The following is a 25,591-nucleotide window of genomic DNA, read 5'->3' as shown; positions in this document are numbered from 1 at the left end:
TGGAAGGCGCGAGACTCCTGCGGGAGCAGCGGGACAGGTGAGACCCCGCAGGCGCTTTAGCGCCGAGGAGGCTCACCGCCCGCCCCGCGGAAAGCAAGCGCCTGGAACGGAAATCAACATTCACTTTTAACAGAGCTTATTTAAAAAATTGAAGAATTGTTTCCACCGCTTTATATTTAATAATTGCTTTACCGTATTCAGCTAACACGAACGGGCTTTGAATGGAAGGATTGCCGTATTCTGATAAAATGCAGGCAGTCTTATCTTTATTTACAGTTTCTGCTTTATCCATCAAAATGTAGTAGTAATTCCCCATTGAATAGAGGCTACCGCCAAAAATATCTACCGAGGACAGTCTTTTTGAAAGACTAATAATATCCTCAAATTCTTCAAACTCATATAAGAGGTCTTCACAGCCTTCAAGCCTTACCTGCATTTCAATATAACCATCATATAATAACTGTTCATCATCTTTTCCTTCATCAACGGTAATAATCAAAATCATACCTTGGGCCTGAAGGGAAAATATTTCAACTGCAACAGAACCCTGTATATCAACATCAAATTCTTCACTCGCCTCTTCGAGCATATCATGAAAGAGCTGATTCCATTTGCTTGAATCCTTCCAAATATCTTCTTTGGAAAGTCCCCTTTCAAACAAATCATCAGAGGTTAAAAAAATTTTAATTTTATTGGCCGTTAAGCGTTCTAAGCGCATGCTTTTGCCCCCTGCCGTGACATAAACTTGTTTTCAGTGTATGCCTTAGGGTTCTATTGGTGAATTGTCTACATCAATCAAAACCGGTCATTACCTTTTCTTAGCGTAATTAAATGAGTTTCTGCTGGTGCTCCAAGCCTTAAAGGAAGTGACGTGGTTCCGTAGCCATTACTAATTAACAGAATCGTGTTTTCTAGTTTTTTTATGCCGCCTCGTTTTTGGGGGCTATACCCGAAGATATGTATTTGTCCCCCATGCGTATGTCCGGATAGCACAAGTCGAATATCATTTTCGGGTTGAATTTTAAAAGTTATGCTTGGATAGTGGCTTGCTAAAATTTTGAAACTCGCAGCCTCCGCATCTAATAGTGCCAAATCAAGTCGATCCCGTTTTTGATTCAAGTCATCCACTCCGAGTAAAGATAACTTCTCCCCTTGTTCTGATTCAAAGGTAACGGCTGTATTATCTAGTACCTTTATTCCTGTCTCGAGAAGGATTGCATCTAATTGATGATAATCAACTTCATAATCGTTATTACCCCAAACAAAGTAAACGGGACCAATTTGCTTTAATTTCAACAGGTTTGCTCTAACGCGTTCAAAGGATACACCCTTTTCCGTGAGATCCCCTCCGATGACAACGATATCAGCCTTCCCTTTAACGCCATTAATAATTTTGTCCGAAATGGTTCGCCTGTGAATATCCGAAATAAAAAAGAGCGAAACACTACCAAATGTGTCTGGAAAGTCAGAAAAAAATAATTCGTGTTCCTTTATATCGTTTAAAAATGCTTCTCGGAGCATATATAAGAGTAGGCTTCCGCCAATTATAAACAGGACAACAAAAAGAACAAGCATTTTCTCTTTTCCCCATTTCCTAACTTAATGTTGTACAGAAATCATAACATAACCATATGGAAACTAAAAAAACATAAAATCCCTCCATACAATGTATGAGAGGGATTTGAAATATTCACCAATTCGTTTCATTAGTCTTCATCAATACTTAAGATACGAAAACCATATTCTTCAAGCTTCTTGGTAAACTTCTCAATATTATCCTTCTTTTCAATCTTCATGACGATTCTTCGTACAAGTTTATCAGTTTCATCGAAAGTAACAAGTGAAATGATGTGCTCATGGAAGTGATGGGCAATTTCTGAAAGACGAGCAATCCGGCCTTCTGTTTCAACAGATGTAAATGCAATTCTCACACCTGGGCGATTTACCCCAAATGCACTTTCGAATGAACTAAGAACATCCGACCGTGTTACTGCACCAAGAAAATTCCGCTTATTGTCGACGACAGCTAACAGCGGGAAATCTTTCAAATTGAGAAGTGTTTTCTCAAATACTTCTCCACCCTCCAAAAACTTTTCTTGATGTGTTGCAATATCTTTAACGTAAGTTGAATTTAAATATTCATCCTTGGTTTTGTCAGACAGAAAATAACTTTCATAAATAGTATATCTTGTTGCAATACCTAAATATTTATCGCCGCTTAATACCGGGATTCCATCAATTTGATACTTTTCTAACATTTCTAAAGCTTCTTTTAGTGTTACACCTTCCTGTGCCGTATAACACTCATGCTTGGGTATCATCATATTTTTTACGAACAATTTGCATCACCTCAAAGTATTAATCTTTACTTCTTAATAATACTTCGACAACCAAGAGAAAAACCCTTTAATATCTTAAAGTTTTATGACATGCAGCACAAAAAAATTTCATATGATTAATTGATGTTGAATATAGGGAGGGCAACTATGAATACCCATCAAAAAACTTATCATCCATATGCCAGTCCATTCGACCCTTGCAAACCATTACTTGAAAAAACTTATTCTACTCCACCTCATTTATATATGGGATTTCAACCACCTAATCTTCCCCAATTCACGCCTGCTGAAGCACTTAGAGCGGGCACGCTTTGGAAAGACTTTTATGATCCGTATTATAACCATTTCGAAAAGGCACAAGGGGGACTTCAAACATGAAACAAGTACCCGCCGAGTATTATCCATTAATGGAACAGCTTCAAACGGTTGATTTTGTTTTAGTCGAGCTTACACTTTACTTAGATACCCATCCGGATGACATGGAAGCAATCAATCAATTTAATCATTATGTCAAAGAAAGAAAAAAAATCAAAAAGGCATTTGAAAGCCAATTCGGACCATTACTGCAATATGGAAACAGCTACTCCGGATATCCTTGGAATTGGAAAGATACACCTTGGCCGTGGCAAATTTAAAAGCGGAAGCGCCCGGTTAGCGGCGTATGGACTAGACCGCTCCGACTGAGATAAAGGAAACACGGTGAGCGAAGCGAGCCGATGTTGACTTATCGTAGGGAGGAGAGGGCTAGTACAATAGACGCTGGGCGCTGGAGCTAGACAGTATTCGAAGTATAAAAGGAGGGACCGAGTAAATGTGGGTTTATGAAAAAAAACTGCAATATCCTGTCCGCGTCAGCACCTGTAATCCAACGTTAGCAAAATATTTAATTGAGCAATATGGCGGTGCTGACGGTGAGCTTGCAGCGGCACTTCGCTATTTAAATCAAAGATATACCATTCCTGATAAAGTAATCGGACTTCTTACGGATATTGGAACGGAGGAATTTGCACACCTTGAGATGATTGCCACCATGGTTTATAAATTAACGAAGGATGCCACACCTGAACAAATGAAAACGGCTGGACTTGGCGATCATTATGCTAACCATGATGGCGCTCTGTTCTATCAAAATGCAGCAGGCGTGCCGTGGACAGCCTCCTACATTGCTGCAAAAGGCGACCCGATTGCTGATTTATACGAGGATATAGCGGCAGAAGAAAAGGCCAGGGCCACATATCAATGGCTCATTAATCTAAGTGACGACCCTGATATCAATGACAGCCTTCGTTTCTTGCGGGAGCGGGAAATCATTCATGCACAGCGGTTCCGTGAAGCCGTAGAAATCTTAAAAGAAGAAAGAGATAGGAAAACGATTTTTTAAAGATATAAGAAGCAGTTTAAGCCTGCTTCTTATTTTTTTTCGTGATAAAGGTTAATGTCATATTGTTTTTTCATGATTTCAAAAACAATATGGCGGTTTTTCCATTCTTCCTCCCTCTTCCATAAATCCTTACTGCGGTCGACGATTTCACAACGCAATTCTTGAAATTCCTTCTCCTTTTTCTCCTTTTGTTGTTTTAAAAGATTCATTGCTCCAAACCCTATAATCGTCAAACTTAATAACAAAACATTGATGGTATCATTTAAAGTAGCCGATAACATCGCTAAAAAAGAATAAGAATAATGTTCAGCAATTGTAAAATAGAAATAAGCCAAGAAAAAAAAGGCAAACAAGAGTGTCCCATATATTGAAAAATAATGCCATCTTTTTGTGTCTTCAAACTTTTTCTTTCTTTTCCTTACATTTTCTAACATTTGCTTCGTTGCTTGATCGGTATTCTCAAGTAATTGGATTGGAGAATCCATTTTATCAACCTCCATTTCGTACAAACCGGCGCTCCGCCCCTTTTCCATATATTCATATGAACTTGTCCTCTTCATTATGTTTTTTAAACGGAAAAAAACCGATCTAAGATCGGTTCAGATTGTCGAGAATGGGGATATTTCTCAACAATTTTTTATTAATGGATTGTCCCTGCTAACTGGCCTGTTGATTTCCGCTCCGGGCACTCGCTTTCCGCGGGGAGGTCCGGGAGCCTCCTCGGCGCTTTGGCGCCTGCGGGGTCTCCCGTGACCTCTCTATCCCGCAGGAGTCGAGTGCCCTACGCTCCAATCAACAGGGGGTCAAAATCAACCTATAGAATTGCAACACACTTTTTCTAACATGGCAAAGTGTGTCGCAACCTTTTTTATATATTCAAGCCTAAAACCAGCGATTGGCGACTTTTGTTCTTATTTCCATTTCTAATTGACGTTTAGAACGGATGCCATAAAGATAAACAATTAACATCATTTAAAAAAGAATAAGGGGATCAGTAGGGCATCCGTTATCATCGCTATAATAAGGACGTACTTTTTTAAGAAAAAACAAAAATTGAAATATTTGACAATCAAAAGAAAAAGGTGGATGTCTTGAACTAATTCATCAATAGAAACAAATTCAAATTCACTTTAGCTAGGATCTTTTGGCTTAAACCTTGAATTCACCACTTATTTTTAAAATTTATTGGTTAAGTCGAAGTCTTTATTAATACCGCACTGTTGATTGGAGCGGAAGGTGGCGAAGACTCCTGCGGGAGTACGGGGCAGGGGAGACCCCGCAGGCGCTTCAGCGCCGAGGAGGCTCCCCGGCACGCCCGCGGAAAGCGAAGCCGCCTGGAGCGCAAATCAACAGACCTGTTGAAAAGACCGTATACAAATAATATTAAAACAAATTAACGCGGTGAATTATTAAAGAAAATGAATGAAATAAAAGGCTATCGAAAGTTTTTCGACAGCCTGAACCGAGCTAGGATCGGTTAGTTGTTTAATGGTATTTTCAAAACTTGACCAACTTGAATTTGGTCACTGTGCAGATTGTTGGCCTTCTTAATAATATCAATTCCTTTTGCTGAATTATAATATTTCTTCGCCAGTTTAAAGAGAGTTTCTTGCGGCTTGACAGTATGGTAAATAATTTTATCTTGCTTTGGCGGCGTATTAGTTTGGTTATTTGTCTTCTGCTCTTGCTGCGGAATATTCTTGTCTGAGTCCTGCTTATTCACATTGGCTGCATTAGATGCAGGGGGCGGAGAGGAAGAATTGGCATTATTAGTAGTTACAGGCTGGTCATCCTCAACCTTTGGCTCTTCGCTCTTTTCTTCTGGTGTAATCAATTCCGTACTATCTACCTTTATTTCCATCGGTTGGTCAGATTTGTCGGATTTGTCTACTTTACTTTCGTCATCTTTCTTTTGCTTTTCAAGGTTGATTGTTTCATACCCTACTGAGTCTCCTGAGTTTCTTTCTGTTCCATTGATTTTTTTTCCACCATCACTATACAAAATTACACTATAAATAATGACGGGAAGGAGGATAAATGATAAGACTAGAAAACTAATAACTGGATATTTTATCTTCCATTTTGTTTTCTTTTTCTTTTGACGATGAATCTGCTCTCTTGGAGGTAATTTGTCACCCTCCTCGACAATTTCATTTTTTTCATTAATTTTTTGAATCCGCTGTTTCAATCTCTCTGCTTGATCTCTATATGGTTCTTCTTTGTTCACGTGGCAACTCCCCCCTGTTCATCAGTCATCTTTCTTCGTCTTAATTTAATATATATGCCTAACAGAAAATCGATAACAAAATGCATAACAATCGTAACCGCTAAATTATCTGTCCACTCATAAATAACCCCAATAATAAAGCTTAGCAAGATAATATTTAAAAATAAGAACCAATTAAACAGGTATCGATAGTGGATAATCGCAAAAATAATGCTTGCCAGGATGAGTCCAACCTTTGTTTGAATAATTCCGCGGAATAGTAATTCTTCACTAAATGCGACAAACCCAGCAATCACCATTATATGGATAAAACTTCTTTTTCTGAAAATCCTTTCATTAAGTCCCCCGTCATCATAAAAAGAAGCAGGCAGCAATTTCATTAAAACAATATCAATGATAACCACCGCAACACCAGCAGGGATGCCTATAATAGCAATATGAATGTCTTTCAAGTAAATCTTGCTCAAATAGAAGAAATGATCAAATAAGAGAAACCCTAAGATGATCGAAATTGCCAGAAGAATAATTTGAGTCATATATAAGTGAAATAGTAATTCTTTATCCGTTAAATTTGTGATTAATTCATTATACTTCTTTTTCATTTGCTCAACTCACGATTAATTAAGATTTTAGCAAGATAGTCCTTCCACAACTCCTCATTTGCTTTTGGCATTAGGGCAAGGTGTCCGATTTGGTAATCGTTAAGTTGCAGTCCGCATTGGTCACAGCAGAATGGAACCTTTCCAGACGATGCTTCATCAAAATATTGCAAGATTAATTCTCGTCGGCAAGAAGTGGCTTCCACCCATTTTTTCATTTGAAAAATATTTTTTTTCTTAACGATAAATCTTTCATTAATAAATTTCTTAAAAGCCGCTTGCAGCTCTTCAAGCCGACTTTTATGTCGATGCGGGCTATAAACAAAGTCCTCGATAATTCTCCATTGAATTTCTGAAAAACCACCAAGCTCCTTAAATTGATTAGGCAATTGCACTCCAACATCCATTGATCTTTGTTCATCCGATAATCTGTTGAACAGCCAATCAATTTGCTGCTCTGAAGGCAATTCACCTTCTGCAAGATGGATTGGAAGCTGCTCATCTCCAGGTGAATACAATAATACCGCAATACTTGGGAGCCCATCACGTCCTGCCCTGCCGATTTCCTGAAGATAGGATTCCATTTGCATCGGCATGTGATAGTGGATAATAAACCGAATATTTTCTTTATTTACCCCCATCCCAAATGCACTTGTTGCACAGATTACATCCAGCTGCCCGTAGATAAATTGTTGTTGGATTAAAATCCTTGAATTTTGATCCACTCCTCCGTGATAGGGCATTGCCCGGCAAATCCCTTTATCCACTAGCAATGATGCCATTTGTTCTGCCGCTTTTTTGCTAGTAAAATAAATGATTCCTGGTTTTTGCAGACTAGTTACCAGCTCAATTACTCTGTCTTTCTTATCATGAAAGTCGGGTAAGTTTTCAACATACATCGCTATATTCGGGCGGTCAATCGTCGATTCTATTTTGTTTATTTCTTCTATTCGAAGAGAAGCGATAATATCCTCTCTTACCTTGCTTGTAGCAGTAGCGGTAAGTGCAAGGGTTAGGGGATCCCCTAATTTTTGGCGAATGTCGCCCAGTTTTGAATAATCAGGACGAAAATCATAACCCCATTGTGAGATACAATGTGCTTCATCAACAACAAACAATGAGATGTCAAGGCCTTGCAGTCTTTTCATTATAAAGGGCATCCTGAGCATTTCAGGAGATATGAAAATAAACTTATAACTGCTTATGCTCGTAAGCACATTATTTCTTTCCTCTGTTGAAAGAAATGAATTCAAGGCAATGACCCTTTTTTCGCCAAACTGTTTAAATTGCTCTACCTGATCCTGCATGAGGGAGAGAAGTGGGGAAACAATTAAGATTTTCCCTTTTAAAATAAGCCCAGGAAGTTGGTAACACAACGATTTACCTGTCCCTGTCGGCAGCATCGCCAATGTATGATTTCCGGCAAGGATGGATGAGATTACTTCCTTCTGCCCGGTTTTAAACGAATGATAACCAAAATGCTTTTCTAAAATACTTTCTAATTCCATTATCGATCACCATACTTCGCCAGCACTAACCTTATTTGAAAATAAGTGGCTGCCGGCACTTTCTCCCTTATCAGCTTTAGCTTTTTAGTAGCAGAATGTTTGGATATTTCAAGAATTTTCGTTTGCAGCTCTGAATCCACAAAAGTATCAATAGAGAAATCATCAACATTTAATGCAAATTCAACAAAGTGATCTTCAATTGTACTTAACTTCAGATGTCTGTAATTTGCAATCATCTCTGGGGAATATCCTTGATTTAATAGTTTTTGCGTTTTCCTTGAAGAAAGTGTTAATTCATTTTCTTGTATTAAATCCTGCATTAAATAGGCTAAAACCGTAAAACGATTAGCATTTTCGCTAATATTTCGAATCAAGTAATGTAATGTATTAATGAATCCGATATGGTAATCATGATAATCCAACTGTAGTCTTTTAGCTGCCTGCGATGCCGTTAAACCAATCTGTTGAAAACCTGTCAGCCGAAACACCAACAAAGAAGGATCGATTTCATTGTCACCACTGAAGCATTCCACTACCTCGGAATAAACAATTGTCCCCATTTCATTCCTTGGTACTCTGATTTCTTTTAAAACAGATTTCAGCCATTGATGAACATGCTTATTTTTTTGGATAGGTATGTATCTTGATTCCTGGAAACCAAGATTCGAAGTGACCTGTATAAATAAACTCAGCCTTTCCCAAAACTGCGTAGTGAATGAGTGATGGTCCCAGCCATTTAGATATTTAGGCAATGGATGGTTTCCTAAAAAAGACTTACCTGTGGGCGTTGGAAGGAATCGCTGCTCGCCACAATTATAGATCCACTCGCTTTCTTGCATCATTTGAATGATGTCTTCGAAGGATTCTCTTGTTAGAGGTTCGTATACTCCAAAAAAGTTTTTCAAAGAAAATAAATGAGCATCTTGGATGGTTTGGGATGACTTTTTTCCGTTCAAAAGATGAAAGATAGAATATATCGTCCGTTCTCCGTTTAATTGTGTTAAACAGTACAGAATTATCGATGCTAATTGCGCCACCCAAGCTCTCCTCCCACACTTTTTCGAATTATCTCGACAAAATGTCCTTTTTTTCTTCCTTTTATTCTACCATGAAATGATGATTCTCGTTGCTCGAAATTGTGGAAGTTTATTAAATTCAATTAAACAAACAATAGTATTTAAAAGCATTTTTCTATTGAAAAGTTGCTCATACAGTTTTACAATAGATATGAGTAATGCGTTTCCATTTTCACAATGGAAAACGAGGAAGAATAATTTTGTTATATTACTGGGAGGTTTTTTTTCATGGCAAAGTATACGATTGTGGACAAGGAAACTTGCATCGCTTGCGGGGCATGTGGCGCAGCAGCACCAGATATTTATGATTATGATGATGAAGGCATTGCATTTGTAACTCTTGACGATAATGAAGGTATCGTTGAAATTCCAGATGTATTAATCGATGATATGATGGATGCTTTTGAAGGCTGCCCAACTGATTCAATCAAAGTTGCCGACGAAGCATTTGATGGCAATCCAACTAAATTCGAATAATATTTTGTCAAAAAAGTATTATTAAGCTACTAGCCCCCTTCCTCTTCGACGGGGGTTTTATTTTTTTCATTTAAGAAGCAACCAGGAGGGTATCCTGATTGCTTTATCTATAATTATACACTTTTCACTGTGGAAAATTTCTTAATCCATGCCTGCATCCGGGTGAACAGTAACATAAAGACGATCGACATGACAACACCTTTTATGATATTGAACGGCAGGATTCCAGGTACCACATAGTTACGCAGATCAGGATAATGTAAGAGGGCCGTATAGGCAGGGAGTATAAAAAAATAATTTAATACACTCATCATAACCGCCATTGTGGTTGTGCCAAGTATTAAAGCAAGTGTCATGCCTTTTCGCGTCTTTATTTTATTGTATAAATAATAAGTCGGCAAAATAAACAGAATACCCGCTAGAAAATTAGCAATATGGCCTACTGGAATCCCTGTTTGACTTCCAGTCGCAATATAATTTAGAACATTTTTGAAAAACTCAACTAATATTCCTGCAATCGGTCCTAAGAGTAACGCTGCAATCAATGCGGGGATATCGCTGAAATCGATTAATAAGAAACCTTGGAACGGCGGCAATGGAAAATTTAATAGCATTAACAGATAGGCAATACTGCTCAGCATTCCAATTGTCACCATAGTTTTTACTCTTGTGTTCTTCATTTTCCTCTCTCCTTTTTTGATCCATCGCTTAAGGAAGAGAGGTTCAGCAATTCAGATGCCCTTGTAAAAAAAAATACCCTCAAGAAATTTTCTCGAGGGAGATTTACGAAGGCATGCTTAATAAACGTTCAATCGCAAAAATTTTTTGAACGTCTGCAGAACCTCCATCTTCTCCCATCCAGACTATACTGTCGGCTTTGGAATCACACCAAATCCTGCCTAAAAAGGCTCGCGGGCTTAGAGTATTAACTACTCAATACCGCCGATCGGGAATTTCACCCTGCCCCGAAGATAGATCGATATTAAATTACAAGTTTATTATACTGGAGAAACGTCATTTTGTTAAGCGAAAGATCTCACGTTTCAACTTTTAGGCTTGTTTTTCAACATTTTCATAACAAAACCCGTGGACATATTTGCCACGGGTAACTTATATTCAGTGAACAACTAATATTTGTTTCGGTCTAATCAGATCAGAAGTAAGGTGGTTTAATTCTTTTATTTTCGATATTGAAATCCTTTGTTTCTTTGCAATCGAGTACAAGGTATCGCCTTGTTTAACGATATAGGCGGCATCATTTGATAAATTAATTGATCGCGGTTTGCTTTCAACTTCCGGATGGAAATGGGAGCTTGCCGCTAAAACGTTATCACCAATATTTGCGATTCCACCCTGTACAGCTTCGCCGACGTCTGCTTTTCCGAGGAGCCTTTCCGGATCCATTGCATACCTTTTATCATATCTCCATTCCATTTGATGGGCCTCAAAATGGAGATGAGTTCCGGTGGCTACTCCTGTTCTTCCCATTTTACCGATAACTTCACCTTGTTTTATCGTTTGGCCAGTTAGTACATTCCGCTTATTTAAGTGGGCATAAACGGTTACCAAATTATTTGGATGTTTAACAAATACCACATTCCCATATGTATTAGAATAATAGGCTTTGACTACTTCTCCCCCATCAACAGCAAGCACGGGAGTATCGATTTTCCCTGCAATATCAATTCCTTTATGTTTCCCCTGCCTCGTTCCATATGTATCAGATATAACACCATCTGCCGGCCAAATCCAGCGATCCTTCATTTCTTTTGTCTCTAGCATACCCGCAGCCTCCGAATGTTTGCCGCCTATGAACAATAAACTGACACAAAGCGCCATAATGATGGCAATCAAAAACCTCTTTATGTAGTCACGCATATTTCCCTTTTCCTCCTTATAACTTGACCGCTCTCTTCCACACCATATGTTCGTTTAATCAGGTTTAGAACATCTGGATTTGGGAATCAGGACTAGAGCATACTTGTTATAATTTGGAGTACACAGCAATTTTATTCAAAAAAAATCAACCTATTCGGTTGATTTTTGAATTTTATTGGATATCACGGAGATTTGGAGCCACTGGCACCTTGGTTTCTTTAGTTAAATCAAATGGTCCAAGATGTGTTAATCGTGAATCCTTCACCACTACTTTTTCCAAGCCAAATTGCTTAGCTGTTAACAATAACGCCTCAAACGATGCTAATGTAAGCTGATCATCCTTCATGTCGATAATGTCCTTAAAGGAAACAAATAAGGTATTGCCGTTTACGGTTACATCAGATAACGGCTGTAAATGCTCCAGAGAGCTTTTTAGCCAGTACGTAGGGTTATCGGTTTTCATATCCTCAAAGGCGCTGTTAATATCGCTATACGTACCTATTGAAGGTGCTAAAAATGGCAGTTCGCTTCCTTCAGGAAAATGAAAGAAAAAGGCATGTTTTTTCACGTCAATAACATCCTGATTTTTTACTCTTCCTGTATTACCGAACTCAATACCTGCTTCGTTATTTGTAAAGAAATTCAACTTTTTAATAGTGCTATTTGAGGATACATCATTATTTAAGGTTTTAATAAAACCGGTTTCCTCTGTTGATCCTTGTCCGTACTTATGGTCTTCCGGAACCACAACGTCCACACTATTTGTTTTTTCATCGAGCTTCATTGAAAGTTTGAGCGGATAGTAATCAGATAATCCCCACTCTTCTTCCTTTAAATTCGCCATATTATCAACAAATAGTGTTAGCCAAGACTTATCCTTTTCAGCAGGAACGATGATCGAAACAGGAACGAGAATCTGCGCCTGTGAGTCCGGAATCCAATAGGTTAAAACCGTTCCATTCCCCACTTCATCCTCATAGACTGCTGTTTTGGTGCTTCTTGCGTCCATAAGCTCCATTTTGTTGCTCGTTCCGGACATCGACTTACTCTGTGAAGAAGCTTCGTCTTTCATTGCAATGGTTGAATCCTTATCCGCTGCCTTCATAACTTGGTTGTTCCCTGATGATTTTTCCTCGTGTGCGGTATCGTATGAGAAATTTGTCCCATCGATCATTTTAGGAACTAAGATGAAAAAAAGCAGCAATGCAGCTGCGGCAGCCAAGCCTGGTAACAGCCATGTTTTCTTTTTACGCTTTTTTAGTGAAAGATTTTGATAAATGTCACGAGGATCGCGATGATCTTTAATTGTTGGCATTTGCATTAATAGTTCTTCGAGCTCTCTATCGCTCCACTCCGACTTTTCCACTAGTTACTCCCTCCTTTTCATAGGACATTTCCATTTGCTTCTTTAATACCTTTAAGGAGCGGTGTTGTGTTGTTTTAACTTTACTTTCCGTCCAGCCTAATGCTTTTGCTGTTTCAGCAATAGATAAATCCTGCAGATAGCGCAAAATAATGACGGCGCGTTGATCCATTGTGCAAAATTCAAGACATTTGTAAATCCATTTGATTTCTTCTTTCTGGACGGTAATCTCTTCTGGTATTGGATACTCATCCTTTACCTGATTAGTTGACCAATCAAATTTTTCGAGTATTTTTTCTTTCCAACCCTTTTGTTTACGGAAAAAGTCGATGGCTACGTTTCTAGCAATCGAAAACAGCCATGTCTTTTCGCTGCTTTTTCCTTCAAAACGATCATAAGACTTAAATACCCGAATATAGACTTCTTGAACCAGATCCTCTGCATGTTCTTTATTTCTAACCATATAAAATAGAAATTGAAAAACGTCATTATGATATTTTTGATAAAGTTCCTCGAAAACGGAGTCCATCAATTCCCCTCCCCGTTCATAATATTAGTCGTTTTCTATGTATAAAAGGTTACACCCTATTAATATAGACTTTTTTCAGCCGAAATGGAAGGTATTAACTCGTAGTAATTTGTTTAAAGTTTATGGATTATTGGAAAAAGCCCATCCCAAAGGATGAGCTTTTTATTGTTCCCCGTGAATCAAGAACAATCGGCAAATTACTTGTTAATCTTACTTTTTTCGAGGGAGCAGGAAGGAGAATGTCGTTCCCATCCCGACTTTACTTTGAACCGAGATATGGCCCCGATGTGCATCAATGATATTCTTTGCAATCGCAAGCCCGAGCCCGGTACCAGCTCTTCCCCGTGTCCTTGCTTTATCTGCTTTATAAAAGCGCTCAAAAACAAACGGTAAATCTTCTTCAGGGATACCAGAGCCAGAATCTTTTACTTTCATCCTTATGCCATTATCTTCTGAAGTAATCGTAACCCTAACTGCCCCTTCTCTTGGGGTATGCCTAATCGCATTATCAATTAAATTTGTTAAAACCTGTTCAATACGATCAGGGTCAAACGAAACAGAAGTAATTTCCTTCTCTATTTCAGCATCCAACTGAATGTCATGGTCTTTTGCCAATCCTTGAAACTTATGAATGATCCTGCTGATAAATGGCGAAAGATCTATCTCTTCCATGGTTAATTGTAAATGTCCAGCTTCCATCCGTGCCAGATCCAAGAGTTCATTAACCAGCCGGCCCATCCGCAATGATTCATCATAGATGACCTTTGCCATTTCCTTCTTTTCTTCCTGTGATTCAGCAATATCGTCTACAATCGCTTCACTATAGCCCTGGAGCATGGAAATCGGTGTCCTAAGCTCATGTGAAACATTGGCAATGAAGTCCTGTCTCATCTTTTCTAATTGTCTTTCCTCCGTCATATCCCTTAAGACAGCTACTGCGCCGCGGATAAACTGGTTACTATATAAAGGACTCACCAAAATGACCCAATGACGACCTTGAAGTGAAATTTCACCAATTTGCTCCTTTTCAGTATCAACAGCCTGTTGAAAAAGCTCCATAACCTGGGAAGGAATAGCCTCTGAATCTGATGTAAATTCACCTTTTTCATAATACCAATATTGTAGAAATCGGTCTGCAGGAGGATTAGTGATTAAAATCGTTCCATCGCGATTAAAGGTAATGACTCCATCTGCCATACTGCTTAAGATACTGGCAAGCTGCTCTTTTTCCTGGCTGAGGGCATTCATGTTGAACTTTAACTGCCTGCCCATTTGATTAAAGGCCGTTGCCAGCTCGCCAATTTCATCATGAGTAAGGATAGGAACCTTCGTATCAAATTTTCCTCTGGCCACTTCAAACGCAGCCTCTCTCATTTTTCTAAGCGGTGCAGTAATTCTTGTAGACAGAAAGAAGGCAAAAATAGTTGTTAGAATAATGGCAACACCAGCAACAAGCAGAATAAACTTTGTCGTTGATTGTGAGGTTTCCTGCATAACTTCTAAGGATTGATAAATAAATACAGCGCCATCTTTTTCACCTGGCAGATGCAGCGGGACACCTATTATCGAATAATTAGTACCTCTCGTCCCATCACTAGCCGAAAGGTCAGAAACTTTTTCAACCGTTGTGTTTTTGCGAAACACCTTTGATAATTCGGGATCACTTTTGATATCTTTTATCGATAATTTTTTTGCACCTTCTGTATTTGGAGAGTAATAGATTTCATCATCATTTTTTACTATGACAACTTTGGTTACATCATCGATAATTTCCCAAGATATTTCTAAACCAATAGGTAATTTATCGTTTGGATGTCCTTCTAGGACATGAGCGATTTTTTCAGCTGTATGGGTTAAATCCTTCTTGGTTTGTTGGATATTATAATTTTGGAAAAACTCAAGCAGCATGACTGTTAAGATAAACAGGATGAATGAAACTAATAAAAGAATGGTAATCCAAAGTTTACCTACAACACTTCGTAAAAAGGTCATTCATTAACTACCTCAAATTTATAGCCGACTCCCCAAACCGTTACAATCATTCTGGCAGCTTGTTCGGAAACCTTGTTTAATTTTTCACGCAGGCGTTTTACATGGGTATCTACCGTCCGTAAGTCGCCGAAAAATTCATAATGCCAAACTTCTTTTAGTAATTGTTCACGGTCAAACACTTTATCCGGGGCTTTTGCCAAGAAATAAAGCAATTCATATTCTTTTGGTGTTAAGCTAACTTCCTTGCCATCAGCAGTTACCCGGTGGGCATCATTGTCAATTGTCAAATGTGGAAATACAATAACATCCTTAGTGGTCGTTTCTGTTTGCAGATAACTTGTTTGTGATGCCCTTCTTAACAGCGCTTTAACACGTAAGACAACCTCACGAGGGCTGAATGGTTTGACTATATAGTCATCTGTGCCCACCTCAAAGCCCTGAACACGATTAATTTCCTCACCTTTTGCCGTTAACATAATAATAGGAGTTGCCTTTTTTTCTCTTAATTCACGACAAACCTCAATTCCATCCTTACCAGGCATCATTAAGTCGAGCAAAATAACATCATAATCATTTGTTGTTGCTTTGATTAAAGCCTCGTTTCCATCTTCTGCTTCATCAATTGTATACTCTTCACGCTCTAAATACATTTTTAATAAACGGCGAATTCTTTCCTCATCATCTACTACTAAAATTTTCACGTCTCGATCCATTATTAATCCCCCCATAGAGTTTATTGTACAAAATGGTATGGTTTTTTGCTATCTTTTCGTGGTATTTACACCTATTAAAAGTGTCAATAATTTGACAAAGTCAAATATCAACAATAAAGGATTTTATATTTTTGATAAAAAGCCTTCACTTATCAGAAAGTGAAGGCTTTTTGATTAAAGTTAGCACCGCCGGATTTTAAGAACCCGCATAAGAATGCAGACCAGCAATAATCAAGTTAACAGCAACAAGGTTAAACATAATTATAACGAAGCCGATTACAGCAAGCCAGGCTGATTTTTCTCCGTGCCAGCCTTTGGAAAGACGAAGGTGCATAAAGGCAGCATAGAATAACCAAGTGATTAATGCCCAAACCTCTTTTGGGTCCCAGCCCCAGAACCTGGACCAGGCCATTTGTGCCCAAATCATCGCAAAAACCAGCCCTCCGAGAGTAAATACCGGGAAACCAATTAACACGGATCGATAGCTAATTTCATCAACAAAGTCGAGGTTAATGTTTTTCACGAGCGGTTTTAGCGCTGCGGCAATCCGCTTCCGTAAGACTAATCTAATTAAGCCATAAAGGATTAAACCTGCCATTAATGACCAAATAACAGTATTTAATTTTTTAGCATTAATGATTGCTGGCATTTCGACTAGTGGTTTAAAGCCGTCTTTTGTCAGTAATTCTCCTTCATTTGGTCCAGTAAGGGCAGGCATGGTGTATTCCATAACAGTTACTTTCCCATGTTTATCTGTCCAATTAAATGTTTCATGATAACCGGATGCCGAGAATACCGTTGAAACGGCAACAAATCCAAGTACCGCCACTAACGAGAACATCACTACTTCCAGCCAAAAGGTTCGCTTGCTCGATTTTGTTTGATCAATCGCCTTAACGAGATAAATCACACCGGCTGCAAAACTAATTGCCAAGATGGCTTCCCCAATTGCAACCGTCGTAACATGAATATGGAGCCAATAACTTTGTAAGGCTGGAATTAAGGGAGTAATATCTTTTGGGAACATACTAGCATAGGCGATAACTAAAATGGCCACAGGCATTGTAAATAATCCAAGCAAAGAAGTCCGATAAATAAAATAAATAACAATGAACGCACCTACAAGCGCCATCCCAAAAAACGTTGTAAACTCAAACATATTACTGACTGGAGCATGTCCTGCTGCAATCCATCTGGTAATAAAATACCCCAGCTGCGAAATAAAACCAACAATTGTTAAAGCTACAGCAATAACACCCCATTTGTTAGTTCCTTTATTTTCATTAAGCTCCTTCTTTGATTTTATCGCTCCCCCATAGAATGGGGTTGCAACTAAATAAAGAATAAAAGCAATAAACAGTAAATTACTACTTAGTGATGCCAACTAAATCCCCTCCTTGTCCGTCTTTTCACTTTGCTGCTGATCTTCTGGGATGTTTAGTTTAGTATCCCTAAGGACCTTTTCGATTTCTTGTTTAAGGCCATACCAATTTTTGTTCGTGTGTGCCGCAATCCAGACCTGCCCATCTTTTTGTTGGATCCAAATTCGACGATGGTTCCAGTAGGCGCCTTGGATAACGCCAATCATGAACAGGATTCCACCCAAAATAATCGCCCATAATGTTGAATCCTTGCGAACGATAAATCCTGAGGTATTTTTAGTTTCAATCCCCTTAAATGCCATCTTATACGTATTATCGCCAAACGGCTCAATTGTCTGCTTGATGGCAACAAAACTCGTTTCTCCCTCCGGCTTTTCAGGTGAAATCATTTGAAAGACAAAAGCTGGATTATTGGGTACTCGCGTTTTCGTAGTCGGCTCGCCGTCTTTGGCGAATTCAAAGTCTGGAAAATAATTAAGAATTTTCACTGCATAGCCATTTCCAAGATCATACTTTTCCTTTGGATCTTGAAGATCAATTTCCAGTTCACCAACGGATTGGCTGGTGTCTTTATTTAGCAAGAAAAAGCTCATCGCTTTTAGCTCACTTCTATATGAGGCCTGGAAAATTGAATAACCCTCAAAGGTTAATGGGTGATTCACACGTACCTGATATTCTTTAACCTTTTTAAGTTCAGGTTTTTCCCCTGGAAGATTATCGCTAACCCGTTTATAAAGGACGACATTTGATTGATAATTTTTCACCACATCACCAGTGCGTTCTAGGGCTTTTTCAAAGGTCTTATTTTGGTCTTTATCATAGTGCTGCAAAATAAATTGATTGTTTTGCAAATAAAATGTTTCTCCCGTTTCTGGGACAGCAGCGGTTTCCCCCTCTTTCACCCACAAGTTCTCATTCACATACATCCCCGGTATAAAACGGAGCATGCCTCCGAACAAGAAAATGATTAAACCAACATGGTTTACGTACGGGCCCCAGCGGGAAAAACGGCCTTTCTCTGCTAATAAATCGCCATTTTCTTCGCGAACACGGTAGCGTTTTTCCTTTAAATGTTCCCTCACAGTATTTAAGTCTTTATCATCTATTTCGGTATTGGTTCCAAATATACGCTGGCGCTTGAGGAATCCTTCATGTCGGGTTACTCTTTGCGCTTTTAAAGACTTATATAACGGTACAACTCGATCAAGACTACAAATGACGAGCGAAATTCCAATCATCGCTATTAATAATAAATACCACCATGAGCCATATAAATCATGTAATCCCAGTTGGTAGTATAGGTTCCCAAACCAACCGTACTCTTGTTCGTAATACACTTCCGGCGGCAGTTCAATATACATTTTCTGAGGCAGGATTGTTCCTATTATCGATGCAAGTAATGTAATGATAATCAGCCAGACGCCAACCTTTACAGACGAAAAGAAATTCCAGATTTTATCAACAATCGTTTTATTATAGGTTTGTGAACGGCGTGCACTGCCTTCATAGCGCATATCCAGTAATTGATCTTTGTTTTCCCGCTCATCCAATATCTTACCGCACGCTTCGCATAAAACGGTTCCATGTGGATTCACGTGCCCGCATTCACATTTCACATCTTTCATTCTAAAAAACTCCCTGCAACCTTAAGGTTTAATTTTCTCCATAAATCCCCTAATCTTATTTTCAGTCAGCTCGCCTTTATGATATTTTACGACTTTGCCATCTTTATCAATTAAAAATGTTGCCGGCAGCGGGTCAATACCATACACATTCATGACATCTTTATTAGTGTCAATCATAATTGGAAAATCAAGCTTGAGGCGGTCTGCAAATTGATTCACGGCGAGTGCGGATTCATTGATATCTATTGATAATACCTGAACCCCTTTGTCTTTATATTGATGGTATTGGTTATTGATATAAGGCATTTCCTTTTTACAAGGAGGACACCATGTTCCCCAAAAATTCAGGAATACTCCCTGTCCCCGATAATCCGAAAGACGATGCTTGTTTCCCTGCATATCTACTAGGGCAAAATCAGGCGCCATTTCACCAACTGCCACTTTTTGTTTATTATCTTTTGTAAAATTCGCATAAAGCGTATAGGCAACGGCAGCACCTAATACCAGTAAAATGATTGTCCTCATTACTAATCGCCGTTTTTTCAAGAAATATCCCCCCAGTAAGAAAAGCGCAAGCGCCTTGGTCAGCCCCGATATAGGGAGACTTTGTCGATTGGAAATCGACTTAGTCTCCCTATATGCGTACAGAAAGCGATAGCTTTCTGTAGCCAAGCATAAGACGAGCCGGCCGAAAGGTTGCTTTTTAACCTTTTGGACGGATTGGCTTATGACCTCGAGGGGCTAGGCGCTGGAGCTAGACATGTCTCCTGTCACAGTTTGTCTAAATTATATCATTTTACAATATCGATATAGTGTTAATGGAAGAAACTAAATGTGACGATTCTATGAATTTTTTTTAGATTTATCACTGGCTAACGCTCTAAGCTGCTTTACCTCATGCGGAGTCAGTTCCCTAGCTTCGCCAGCTTTTAAACCGCTCAATGTCAGTAATCCATATCGTTCACGCTTTAATTTCACCACTTCATGGCCGATCGCTTCAAACATCCTTCTAACCTGCCGATTCCTGCCCTCATGAATACTAATCTCAACAATTGCCGTTTGTTTTTTCTTATCTCCTGAAAGCATTTTCACTTTGGCCGGTGCTGTTTTCCCGTCCTCTAACCGAATTCCTTTTTCTAGTTTTCTTAAGTTCTCCCTTAAAGGAATTCCCTTGACTTTTGCAACATACAGTTTTTCAACCTCATTGCTAGGGTGTGTCAGTAAATTGGCAAATTCCCCATCATTCGTTAACAGCAATAATCCTGACGTATCATAATCCAGGCGCCCAACAGGGAAAATTCTTTCTTGATAGTTTGAAAAGAAATCTGTAACGACCTTTCTCCCTTTATCATCACTAACACTTGAAATGACCCCTCTTGGTTTATATAAAAGAAAATAGACTGGTTCTTCTTTCTCAATTTGGACTTCATTTACTTCAATCTTATCTGAAGAAGTAACCTTTACACCCAATTCGGTAACGACCTTGCCATTAACCTTTACTCTGCCTTCTTTTATCAGTTCCTCCGCTTTTCTTCTGGATGCAATTCCAGCTCGAGCAATCACTTTTTGCAATCTTTCCATTTATTTCACCTCAAAATTTTTCCGAATAAGCAAGCTTGGCTCTATTTCACTATGCTTTGTAAATAGGAAAACCTCTTTTTTTATCCTTAAAGCCTTTTCACCTTACTATCCTTATGAATTATGACACAATTTCTCCACTTTTCAAAGTAACGGGCTTTTATTACTAAAGAAAAAAAGTAAGCTCCCCAATTTGAGAACTTACTTTCTTGGCCGATAGGAAAGTATACTTTCCTATCAGGCATAAGTGCAACTACGCCTCATGAACCGCCTAACGGCTCGCCAATCGGCGAGTTTTCTTTATTTTATATTTATTTTGTTCCAAATACCAGGACCACCACGACAATAGCAGCAACTATACCGACTACATCTGCAAGCAGCCCGACTTTAAGGGCGTCCCCCATTTTTTTAATTCCAACTGCACCAAAGTAGACGGTTAATACATAAAAGGTCGTATCCGTACTTCCTTGTAACACCGATGCCAGACGGCCAATAAACGAGTCCGGATGATGGACGGCTATTAAATCGCTTGTCATTCCGAGCGCGGCTGTTCCGGAAATCGGCCTAATGATTAATAATGGTACAATTTCTGCCGGCACTGCCAGAGTATTCATTAAGGGGCGAATCCAATTCATTAAGGCGTCCAATGCTCCAGAGGCGCGAAAGATGGAGATTGCCACCATCATCCCGACGAGAAACGGGATGATCGATACCGCTATTTTTATACCCTCTTTTCCACCTTCAACAAAGCTTTCATAGGTTGGCACTTGTTTAAATGTTCCATATAATAGAATAAATCCGATTAATAAAGGGATAAACGTTAACGAAATTACCGAGATTAGCTGCATACTTTATCATCCTTTACGGCTTCTGCGATAATAAAAATATCGGTCAATCAGTATGGCCCCTATTGCCGATATGATCGTGGCAATGATAGTTGGTACGACAATTTCGGTAGGCGAGGCTGATTTATAGTTCATGCGAATCGCAATGACAGTAGTTGGAATAATTGTTATGCTCGCAGTATTTATCGCCAAAAAGGTGACCATCGACCTGCTCGCAGAATTCTTCCCGCCATTTAATTTCTTTAGTTCTTCCATCGCTTTAATACCAAGAGGTGTAGCCGCATTTCCCAAGCCAAACATATTAGAAATCATATTCGATAAAATATAGCCCATCGCCGGGTGGTTCGTTGGAACTTCAGGAAAGATGATTTTTACAAACGGGCGAAATAATTTAGACAGTCGTTCAAGCAGACCGGACTCCTCAGCAATCCGCATCATTCCAAGCCAGAAGACAAGGACACTAATTAAACCGATACAAAGCGTGACTGCTTCCTTCGCTCCATCGAATATTGCCTTGTTCACTTCCTCCATTGTTCCATTGAAAAGCCCAAAGATAATCCCTACTATCGCCAAAAACGCCCAGATATAATTAACCATTGGCGTTCACACCGATGACTGCAAGGAAAATTTCTTTGAAAAAGTGAAACAATCCTTTCTTCTTTTCAGGCTCGTTTTCATAGTAAATCGGGGTTTCCTCGACCACCCTGCCATCTAAATATACGGCTGCCTTGCCAACAATTGTTTTGGTTTTCTTTGAAGAAAGCCACTTTTTCTCTGGCTTTGATACCTTATATTTTACTGAAAACAAGTCTGTTTCAGCGCTTGTCGCAGGGTAGACAATTGATTTTTTCACGTATAAATGATTTTCATAATCATTGTTTTTGCCTATATCAATTTTCCCCTTTGATACTACTTCAAACATGTCGAATCCTTTAAATCCATTTTCATACATGGAAATATGATCATTCCAGTCATCAGGTCCATTTAAGGTTACCGCAATCAAACTCATGTCCCCTTTAGTAGCGGTTGTGACCAGCGTCCTTTTCGCCCGTTTTGTAAAGCCTGTTTTCCCTCCTGTGCAATTCTTATATTTTGTGAGCAGGCGATTTTTGTTTTTCCACTCGCGGTCCCAATTTTCAGTTGGATTTGGAGCATGATATTCCTTAGTACCAGATATCTTTTGAAAAGTCTTATCTTTCATGGCATAGCGCATTAGGATGGCCATATCATAGGCTGTTGAATAATGATCTTCATGATCATCAAGTCCATGAGGATTAGCAAAATGTGTATTATACATTCCAATTTCCTTTGCCTTTTGATTCATTAAATAGGCAAAGCCATCGACACTACCGCCCACATATTCGGCAATCGCTACAGCCGTATCATTTCCAGACCTTAGCATCAATCCATATACGAGATCGTTCAGCTTGATTTTTTCCCCTGGTTTTAAATAAACAGATGACCCTTCTGCATGGGTTGCTTCTTCACTTACCTTAACCTTTTGATTCATTTTCCCCGATTCAATTGCAAGAATGGCGGTCATAATTTTTGTTATACTGGCAATTCTCCTTTTTGTGTGGGCATCTTTCTCAAACAGGACACGGCCAGATTGCTGTTCGATGAGGACAGCACTAGCAGCACTTACTCCAAGGGAAGCATCCACCTTTTGAGGAATGTTTGCAATGAATAATGAGACCATGAGGAAAACAATTACTAACTTTGAAATCATTCTCATCAGATTTACCTCGTCCCCTTCTTTACTGATTTATCCTTGTACAATTTTATGCGGGACAAGGTCTATTATGACTAATCATGTTTAGAAAAAACGAAGCATCCGACGGCTGTCGCATGCTTATCTTAGGAACTATCCACTTTTATAGTGCCGGCCATTTAATGTCTGCTGCTTTTTCAAACCTCATTTCAACATCATGCCAATTAACGATATTCCACCATTTGTCCACGTATTCCGCCCGGTTGTTTTTGTATTGTAGATAATAGGCATGCTCCCACACATCGAGGACCAGAAGCGGGATTGTGTCCCACTGGGTCAGGAGCATATGCCGTTCCGATTGTAATACCTCTAAATGCCTTGCCCTTGGTGACCATACTAAAATGGCCCAGCCGACGCCTTCCACTTGTTTAGCTGCTTCTGAAAAATGTTTTCTAAAAGCGGAAAAGCTGCCAAAATATCGATCTATTTCTTCTTTAAGCTGGCCACTTGGCATTCCACCGCCATTTGGGCTCATGTTTTTCCAAAATATCGTATGAAGATAATGTCCTGACCCGTGAAAGGCAAGCTCTCTAGACCAATGCTTTACTAATGAAAAATCATTCGTCTCCCTTGCTTCCTTAAGTTTAAGCTCAGCTTTATTTAACCCAGCAACATAGGCCTGGTGGTGCTTTTCATGATGCAGTTTCATTATTTCTTCTGAAATATAAGGCTCTAATCCGTTATATTGATAAGGAAGCTCTGGGAGGGTATGGCCTCCCGGTGGAATATGTTTTTCAATTACCCAAATGGCTCCTAACCCTTTTTCTTGTTTTCTTTTAAAATAATCTTCTAAATGTTCATGGATATGCTCAGCTTTTGTTTGAAGGAATAGGAGCTCCTCATTTGATAACTCGCGGTTTGTGCTTTCAATCAATTCGGCAAAATCTTCAAGCTCCTCCCATAGCTCAGAGTCCTGACTAACCTTCTCAGAATTTAAAAACTGTTTCATTTGCTCATTCCACTCAAACAGTTCATTGACATAACGACTAAAGCGATCCATCTTACCCCTCCATACCATCGCTGTATTACCGGTGGAATTTAAGTAGTCTACCTAAATGGTATGAAAGCTGCGATTTTTTAAGAACGGATAAAAGGCTGTCCTGTAAAAAAAGGACAGCCTTTTCGGAAGATTCATTTATTCGATAAAACTTATATGGAATTCCTGCCTGTTTAGGGCTGAGTTGCTATCCCTCATTATTTAGGCTGCATGATGAATTCAAGCGGCGAACGGAGCTGATAACCTTTATTTTGTGTTAAAGCAAGAAATATTTCAGGCAGTTTATCAAAATTAATATCTTGAAAATATGAAGCAAATTCATGCTTGGAATTGATATAGAGGCGTTTCCGCCCGCGCAAACCAGGATTTTTCAACAGGCAGACAAGTGCGACGATATCCTTGAACTGAACCTCATTTCCGTCTTGAACCATGATTGGGTTTTGTTGATACGGAGTAAACTCCTGGAAGATTTCATCAAAATAGCGAACATAAAGAACGTGTAGCGTCTTTTCCTCGCCGTCTTCATTGAACGTTACCACACTCCGGTTAAAAAAGTCCTCCGAAGTATTTGATTGTTCCTTTTCTAATTCAAACCCTTTACACTCTTTAATTAGCAACTTAATCCCGCTCCTTATCGAAATCCTCATTCCCTTAAAAAACCAGTTTAAAACTTTATACTTATTTTAGCATATATTTTGATTGCTGTATGAAGATTAAGAGTTAATCGTTTCCTGAAACTTAGAAAAGAATAAATCGGCTTCCTCTTGAATAAATTCGTCTTCCACTTTTTCGGGAAGCTGTGGAAGTTCTTTCAAGCTTTTTAGACCAAAATAATCGAGAAACTCTTTCGTTGTCCCATATAGATAAGCTCTGCCGGTGCCTTCCGCCCGGCCGACATCTGTTATTAACACTTTTGATATCAGTGTATGTAATGGCCGCTCTGTTTTCACACCACGAATTTCTTCAATTTCCGCCCTAGTAATCGGCTGTTTATAGGCAATGATTGCCAGCGTCTCTAAAGCAGCTTGCGACAAAGTCGATGTATGCGGGGAATCTACCAGCTTCTTTAAATAGTCCGCATTTTCTTTCTTGGTTGCTAGCTGATAGGTACCTGCCAGCTGAATAACCATAATTCCTCTTTTGTCATCTCGTTCATATTCTTGTTTTAAAACCTCAATTATTTCACTTGCTTTTAGCTCATCTACATCTAATACCTCTGCTATTTGCTTTAGCGAAAGCCCCTCATCACCAGCTGCAAATAAAAGGCTTTCGAGAATGCTCGACCAATTAATAATATCCAACCAAATCTGT

The 25,591-nt window shown here is 39.1% G+C and carries 29 protein-coding genes and 1 riboswitch; of the genes, 4 read left to right on the top strand and 25 right to left on the bottom strand.

What is annotated here, in order from left to right; all coding sequences use genetic code 11:
* Nucleotides 1-136: 136 nt before the first annotated feature.
* The 3 genes from ACFVSW_RS16840 to ACFVSW_RS16830 form a co-directional block, all read right to left on the bottom strand.
* On the bottom strand, nt 137-718 hold the full coding sequence (locus ACFVSW_RS16840) for a genetic competence negative regulator (RefSeq protein WP_387317812.1): 582 nt from the start codon (nt 716-718) through the stop codon (nt 137-139).
* Nucleotides 719-795: 77 nt separating this feature from the next.
* Nucleotides 796-1,575, bottom strand: coding sequence for a metallophosphoesterase (locus tag ACFVSW_RS16835; protein WP_387317811.1), 780 nt, complete (start codon nt 1,573-1,575; stop codon nt 796-798).
* Between the two features lie 131 nt (nt 1,576-1,706).
* On the bottom strand, nt 1,707-2,339 hold the full coding sequence (locus tag ACFVSW_RS16830; RefSeq protein ID WP_387317810.1) for a CBS domain-containing protein: 633 nt from the start codon (nt 2,337-2,339) through the stop codon (nt 1,707-1,709).
* Nucleotides 2,340-2,486: 147 nt separating this feature from the next.
* Between ACFVSW_RS16830 and ACFVSW_RS16825 the strand changes: the two genes are divergently transcribed.
* From ACFVSW_RS16825 to cotJC, 3 genes are all read left to right on the top strand, one after another.
* Nucleotides 2,487-2,717 carry a spore coat associated protein CotJA gene (locus ACFVSW_RS16825; RefSeq protein ID WP_387317809.1) on the top strand — a complete coding sequence of 77 codons (231 nt, stop codon included), beginning with the start codon at nt 2,487-2,489 and terminating at the stop codon, nt 2,715-2,717.
* Nucleotides 2,714-2,974: a spore coat protein CotJB gene (locus ACFVSW_RS16820; protein ID WP_387317808.1), complete on the top strand. Its 261-nt coding sequence runs from the start codon at nt 2,714-2,716 to the stop codon at nt 2,972-2,974. The genes ACFVSW_RS16825 and ACFVSW_RS16820 overlap by 4 nt, the downstream gene beginning before the upstream one ends.
* Nucleotides 2,975-3,150: 176 nt before the next feature.
* The gene (cotJC, locus tag ACFVSW_RS16815) at nt 3,151-3,720 is read left to right on the top strand and encodes a spore coat protein CotJC (protein ID WP_387317807.1); all 570 of its coding nucleotides are present in this window, start codon (nt 3,151-3,153) and stop codon (nt 3,718-3,720) included.
* A 29-nt stretch (nt 3,721-3,749) separates the two neighbouring features.
* Here the strand turns inward: cotJC and ACFVSW_RS16810 are convergent, their stop codons facing one another.
* The 6 genes from ACFVSW_RS16810 to ACFVSW_RS16785 all read right to left on the bottom strand — a co-directional run bounded on the left by ACFVSW_RS16810 (nt 3,750) and on the right by ACFVSW_RS16785 (nt 9,091).
* Nucleotides 3,750-4,205, bottom strand: a complete 456-nt coding sequence (locus ACFVSW_RS16810) for a DUF2663 family protein (protein WP_387317806.1) — start codon at nt 4,203-4,205, stop codon at nt 3,750-3,752.
* 397 nt (nt 4,206-4,602) lie between these two features.
* Entirely contained in the window at nt 4,603-4,689 is an 87-nt protein-coding gene (locus tag ACFVSW_RS16805) for a hypothetical protein (protein WP_387317819.1), read from the bottom strand.
* A gap of 508 nt (nt 4,690-5,197) precedes the next feature.
* Complete coding sequence (locus tag ACFVSW_RS16800) at nt 5,198-5,947, bottom strand: LysM peptidoglycan-binding domain-containing protein (protein ID WP_387317805.1); 750 nt, start codon at nt 5,945-5,947, stop codon at nt 5,198-5,200.
* Nucleotides 5,944-6,549, bottom strand: a complete 606-nt coding sequence (locus ACFVSW_RS16795) for a CPBP family intramembrane glutamic endopeptidase (RefSeq protein WP_387317804.1) — start codon at nt 6,547-6,549, stop codon at nt 5,944-5,946. The genes ACFVSW_RS16800 and ACFVSW_RS16795 overlap by 4 nt, the downstream gene beginning before the upstream one ends.
* Nucleotides 6,546-8,054 (bottom strand): RecQ family ATP-dependent DNA helicase, encoded by a 1,509-nt coding sequence (locus ACFVSW_RS16790; RefSeq protein WP_387317803.1) that lies wholly within the window; start codon nt 8,052-8,054, stop codon nt 6,546-6,548. Before ACFVSW_RS16790 ends, ACFVSW_RS16795 begins: the two co-directional genes overlap by 4 nt.
* Nucleotides 8,054-9,091, bottom strand: a complete 1,038-nt coding sequence (locus ACFVSW_RS16785) for a YpbB family protein (protein WP_387317802.1) — start codon at nt 9,089-9,091, stop codon at nt 8,054-8,056. Before ACFVSW_RS16785 ends, ACFVSW_RS16790 begins: the two co-directional genes overlap by 1 nt.
* A gap of 267 nt (nt 9,092-9,358) precedes the next feature.
* Here ACFVSW_RS16785 and ACFVSW_RS16780 point away from each other — a divergent pair, with 267 nt between their 5' ends.
* A complete protein-coding gene (locus ACFVSW_RS16780; protein WP_024030326.1) occupies nt 9,359-9,607 on the top strand; it encodes a ferredoxin in 249 nt (82 codons plus the stop codon).
* A gap of 113 nt (nt 9,608-9,720) precedes the next feature.
* Here the strand turns inward: ACFVSW_RS16780 and ACFVSW_RS16775 are convergent, their stop codons facing one another.
* The 16 genes from ACFVSW_RS16775 to scpB form a co-directional block, all read right to left on the bottom strand.
* Nucleotides 9,721-10,287 (bottom strand): ECF transporter S component, encoded by a 567-nt coding sequence (locus ACFVSW_RS16775; protein ID WP_387317801.1) that lies wholly within the window; start codon nt 10,285-10,287, stop codon nt 9,721-9,723.
* Between the two features lie 162 nt (nt 10,288-10,449).
* A riboswitch (FMN riboswitch) is annotated at nt 10,450-10,584 on the bottom strand.
* 139 nt (nt 10,585-10,723) lie between these two features.
* Nucleotides 10,724-11,485: a peptidoglycan DD-metalloendopeptidase family protein gene (locus ACFVSW_RS16770; protein ID WP_387317800.1), complete on the bottom strand. Its 762-nt coding sequence runs from the start codon at nt 11,483-11,485 to the stop codon at nt 10,724-10,726.
* Between the two features lie 172 nt (nt 11,486-11,657).
* Nucleotides 11,658-12,851 carry a negative regulator of sigma-X activity gene (locus ACFVSW_RS16765; RefSeq protein WP_387317799.1) on the bottom strand — a complete coding sequence of 398 codons (1,194 nt, stop codon included), beginning with the start codon at nt 12,849-12,851 and terminating at the stop codon, nt 11,658-11,660.
* Entirely contained in the window at nt 12,826-13,377 is a 552-nt protein-coding gene (gene sigX, locus ACFVSW_RS16760) for an RNA polymerase sigma factor SigX (RefSeq protein WP_387317798.1), read from the bottom strand. The genes ACFVSW_RS16765 and sigX overlap by 26 nt, the downstream gene beginning before the upstream one ends.
* A gap of 210 nt (nt 13,378-13,587) precedes the next feature.
* Nucleotides 13,588-15,369: an ATP-binding protein gene (locus ACFVSW_RS16755; RefSeq protein ID WP_387317797.1), complete on the bottom strand. Its 1,782-nt coding sequence runs from the start codon at nt 15,367-15,369 to the stop codon at nt 13,588-13,590.
* Nucleotides 15,366-16,082, bottom strand: coding sequence for a response regulator transcription factor (locus ACFVSW_RS16750; RefSeq protein WP_387317796.1), 717 nt, complete (start codon nt 16,080-16,082; stop codon nt 15,366-15,368). Before ACFVSW_RS16750 ends, ACFVSW_RS16755 begins: the two co-directional genes overlap by 4 nt.
* Nucleotides 16,083-16,278: 196 nt before the next feature.
* Nucleotides 16,279-17,466: a c-type cytochrome biogenesis protein CcsB gene (ccsB, locus tag ACFVSW_RS16745; RefSeq protein ID WP_387317795.1), complete on the bottom strand. Its 1,188-nt coding sequence runs from the start codon at nt 17,464-17,466 to the stop codon at nt 16,279-16,281.
* Nucleotides 17,467-19,089: a cytochrome c biogenesis protein ResB gene (resB, locus tag ACFVSW_RS16740; RefSeq protein WP_387317794.1), complete on the bottom strand. Its 1,623-nt coding sequence runs from the start codon at nt 19,087-19,089 to the stop codon at nt 17,467-17,469.
* A 21-nt stretch (nt 19,090-19,110) separates the two neighbouring features.
* Nucleotides 19,111-19,635, bottom strand: coding sequence for a thiol-disulfide oxidoreductase ResA (gene resA / locus ACFVSW_RS16735; protein WP_387317793.1), 525 nt, complete (start codon nt 19,633-19,635; stop codon nt 19,111-19,113).
* A 297-nt stretch (nt 19,636-19,932) separates the two neighbouring features.
* On the bottom strand, nt 19,933-20,670 hold the full coding sequence (gene rluB / locus ACFVSW_RS16730; protein WP_387317792.1) for a 23S rRNA pseudouridine(2605) synthase RluB: 738 nt from the start codon (nt 20,668-20,670) through the stop codon (nt 19,933-19,935).
* A 308-nt stretch (nt 20,671-20,978) separates the two neighbouring features.
* Complete coding sequence (locus ACFVSW_RS16725; protein WP_387317791.1) at nt 20,979-21,515, bottom strand: spore maturation protein; 537 nt, start codon at nt 21,513-21,515, stop codon at nt 20,979-20,981.
* Nucleotides 21,516-21,521: 6 nt separating this feature from the next.
* Nucleotides 21,522-22,109 carry a nucleoside recognition domain-containing protein gene (locus ACFVSW_RS16720; RefSeq protein WP_387317790.1) on the bottom strand — a complete coding sequence of 196 codons (588 nt, stop codon included), beginning with the start codon at nt 22,107-22,109 and terminating at the stop codon, nt 21,522-21,524.
* Complete coding sequence (locus tag ACFVSW_RS16715) at nt 22,102-23,247, bottom strand: D-alanyl-D-alanine carboxypeptidase family protein (RefSeq protein ID WP_387317789.1); 1,146 nt, start codon at nt 23,245-23,247, stop codon at nt 22,102-22,104. Before ACFVSW_RS16715 ends, ACFVSW_RS16720 begins: the two co-directional genes overlap by 8 nt.
* A 139-nt stretch (nt 23,248-23,386) precedes the next feature.
* Nucleotides 23,387-24,283, bottom strand: coding sequence for a superoxide dismutase (locus tag ACFVSW_RS16710; RefSeq protein WP_387317788.1), 897 nt, complete (start codon nt 24,281-24,283; stop codon nt 23,387-23,389).
* Nucleotides 24,284-24,477: 194 nt separating this feature from the next.
* Nucleotides 24,478-24,897: a hypothetical protein gene (locus tag ACFVSW_RS16705; protein WP_387317787.1), complete on the bottom strand. Its 420-nt coding sequence runs from the start codon at nt 24,895-24,897 to the stop codon at nt 24,478-24,480.
* Nucleotides 24,898-24,993: 96 nt separating this feature from the next.
* Nucleotides 24,994-25,581, bottom strand: coding sequence for an SMC-Scp complex subunit ScpB (scpB, locus tag ACFVSW_RS16700; protein ID WP_387317786.1), 588 nt, complete (start codon nt 25,579-25,581; stop codon nt 24,994-24,996).
* Nucleotides 25,582-25,591 lie beyond the last annotated feature (10 nt).

It is taken from the genome of Neobacillus sp. NPDC058068, from assembly GCF_042885335.1.
GTDB lineage: Bacteria > Bacillota > Bacilli > Bacillales > Cytobacillaceae > Neobacillus.
The sequence above is the reverse complement of the archived record's forward strand: the minus strand, read 5'-3'. Positions and strand labels throughout refer to the sequence as shown.

Bases quoted from the DNA above. Each gene is read 5' to 3' on its own strand.
- ACFVSW_RS16840 (WP_387317812.1), bottom strand. From the start codon at position 718: ATGCGCTTAGAACGCTTAACGGCCAATAAAATTAAAATTTTTTTAACC.
- ACFVSW_RS16835 (WP_387317811.1), bottom strand. From the start codon at position 1,575: ATGCTTGTTCTTTTTGTTGTCCTGTTTATAATTGGCGGAAGCCTACTC.
- ACFVSW_RS16825 (WP_387317809.1), top strand. From the start codon at position 2,487: ATGAATACCCATCAAAAAACTTATCATCCATATGCCAGTCCATTCGAC.
- ACFVSW_RS16820 (WP_387317808.1), top strand. From the start codon at position 2,714: ATGAAACAAGTACCCGCCGAGTATTATCCATTAATGGAACAGCTTCAA.
- cotJC (WP_387317807.1), top strand. From the start codon at position 3,151: ATGTGGGTTTATGAAAAAAAACTGCAATATCCTGTCCGCGTCAGCACC.
- ACFVSW_RS16810 (WP_387317806.1), bottom strand. From the start codon at position 4,205: ATGGATTCTCCAATCCAATTACTTGAGAATACCGATCAAGCAACGAAG.
- ACFVSW_RS16805 (WP_387317819.1), bottom strand. From the start codon at position 4,689: ATGTTAATTGTTTATCTTTATGGCATCCGTTCTAAACGTCAATTAGAA.
- ACFVSW_RS16795 (WP_387317804.1), bottom strand. From the start codon at position 6,549: ATGAAAAAGAAGTATAATGAATTAATCACAAATTTAACGGATAAAGAA.
- ACFVSW_RS16790 (WP_387317803.1), bottom strand. From the start codon at position 8,054: ATGGAATTAGAAAGTATTTTAGAAAAGCATTTTGGTTATCATTCGTTT.
- ACFVSW_RS16780 (WP_024030326.1), top strand. From the start codon at position 9,359: ATGGCAAAGTATACGATTGTGGACAAGGAAACTTGCATCGCTTGCGGG.
- ACFVSW_RS16775 (WP_387317801.1), bottom strand. From the start codon at position 10,287: ATGAAGAACACAAGAGTAAAAACTATGGTGACAATTGGAATGCTGAGC.
- ACFVSW_RS16770 (WP_387317800.1), bottom strand. From the start codon at position 11,485: ATGCGTGACTACATAAAGAGGTTTTTGATTGCCATCATTATGGCGCTT.
- sigX (WP_387317798.1), bottom strand. From the start codon at position 13,377: ATGGACTCCGTTTTCGAGGAACTTTATCAAAAATATCATAATGACGTT.
- ACFVSW_RS16755 (WP_387317797.1), bottom strand. From the start codon at position 15,369: ATGACCTTTTTACGAAGTGTTGTAGGTAAACTTTGGATTACCATTCTT.
- ACFVSW_RS16750 (WP_387317796.1), bottom strand. From the start codon at position 16,082: ATGGATCGAGACGTGAAAATTTTAGTAGTAGATGATGAGGAAAGAATT.
- resB (WP_387317794.1), bottom strand. From the start codon at position 19,089: ATGAAAGATGTGAAATGTGAATGCGGGCACGTGAATCCACATGGAACC.
- rluB (WP_387317792.1), bottom strand. From the start codon at position 20,670: ATGGAAAGATTGCAAAAAGTGATTGCTCGAGCTGGAATTGCATCCAGA.
- ACFVSW_RS16725 (WP_387317791.1), bottom strand. From the start codon at position 21,515: ATGCAGCTAATCTCGGTAATTTCGTTAACGTTTATCCCTTTATTAATC.
- ACFVSW_RS16720 (WP_387317790.1), bottom strand. From the start codon at position 22,109: ATGGTTAATTATATCTGGGCGTTTTTGGCGATAGTAGGGATTATCTTT.
- ACFVSW_RS16715 (WP_387317789.1), bottom strand. From the start codon at position 23,247: ATGAGAATGATTTCAAAGTTAGTAATTGTTTTCCTCATGGTCTCATTA.
- ACFVSW_RS16710 (WP_387317788.1), bottom strand. From the start codon at position 24,283: ATGGATCGCTTTAGTCGTTATGTCAATGAACTGTTTGAGTGGAATGAG.